The organism is Virgibacillus siamensis (genome assembly GCF_900162695.1).
GTDB lineage: Bacteria > Bacillota > Bacilli > Bacillales > Amphibacillaceae > Lentibacillus > Lentibacillus siamensis_A.
Genome location: NZ_FUIH01000002.1, coordinates 1 through 1,040 on the forward strand (window position 1 = coordinate 1; position 1,040 = coordinate 1,040).

2 tRNA genes and 2 rRNA genes are annotated in these 1,040 nt (G+C 41.1%); all 4 read left to right on the forward strand.

From position 1 onward, the window contains the following. Window positions 1-125, forward strand: a 23S ribosomal RNA gene (locus B1K71_RS00060); the annotation flags it as partial. Window positions 126-192: 67 nt separating this feature from the next. Beyond that, a 5S ribosomal RNA gene (gene rrf / locus B1K71_RS00065) occupies window positions 193-308 on the forward strand. Between the two features lie 126 nt (window positions 309-434). Continuing rightward, window positions 435-509: transfer RNA gene (locus B1K71_RS00070), tRNA-Asn, on the forward strand. Window positions 510-513: 4 nt separating this feature from the next. Then, a tRNA-Thr gene (locus B1K71_RS00075) sits at window positions 514-586 on the forward strand. The last annotated feature ends 454 nt before the right edge of the window (window positions 587-1,040 follow it).

Sequence of the window (1,040 nt, forward strand, 5' to 3'; positions counted from 1 at the left end):
AGATGAGACTTCCCATCACTTCGAGTGAGTAAGATCCCTCAGAGACGATGAGGTTGATAGGTCCGAGGTGGAAGCGTGGTGACACGTGGAGCTGACGGATACTAATCGATCGAGGACTTAACTATATGCTTTTGATAAACCGTTGCAAGTACGCTTATTCAGTTTTTGAGGTATAAAATAAAACCTTATAGGTCTGGTAGCAATAGCGGAGAGGTCACACCTGTTCCCATGCCGAACACAGCAGTTAAGCTCTCCAGCGCCGATGGTAGTTGGGGCTTTGCCCCTGCAAGAGTAGGACGCCGCCAGGCCATTTATAATAAGCTTGTCTTTATGCAGGCTTTCTGATATTAAAACTTGGTGAACAACCAGGTTTTTGTAATATGCTAAGCTATAAACAGCGGCATATTGGATAACATATCAATTAGTTATATTATTCCACAGTAGCTCAGCGGTAGAGCAATCGGCTGTTAACCGATCGGTCGCAGGTTCGATTCCTGCCTGTGGAGCCATAATGCTTCCATAGCTCAGCCGGTAGAGCACTTCCATGGTAAGGAAGGGGTCAGCGGTTCGAGTCCGCTTGGAAGCTCTTGTGTGAAAGGGATTGCCGATTAAGGCAATCCCTTTTTAAATACAATTTTAACATAGGTTATTCCAAATGTACGTCTTGTATTTTTAATGTTTCCACTAAAATTAGAAATGCTTCCATTTGGATAAAAGGGAAACAACAGACAATCAAGTCGTGGTAATTGCACTGTTTAGTATATTTGTCTTAATCTTAGAGGTTTAATTTTATAAAGGAATCAACATTTCAGCAAGGTTGATAGGGGCTGTTCTTAACCTTTGGAACAGCCCCTCTTAAAATTATCAACGACACTTAATGAGGAAAATATTTAAAGGAGGAAGCAAATCATGGTGTTACTGCTAGTATATAATGCCTTTCTATTGATTGCGTACACTGTCCAATTTTTGATGGAATTAGTGACCCATGGTTGTAAAAATAAAGGGAAGAAGGATGATGTTTTCCTTTTTCCCGTGGTTTT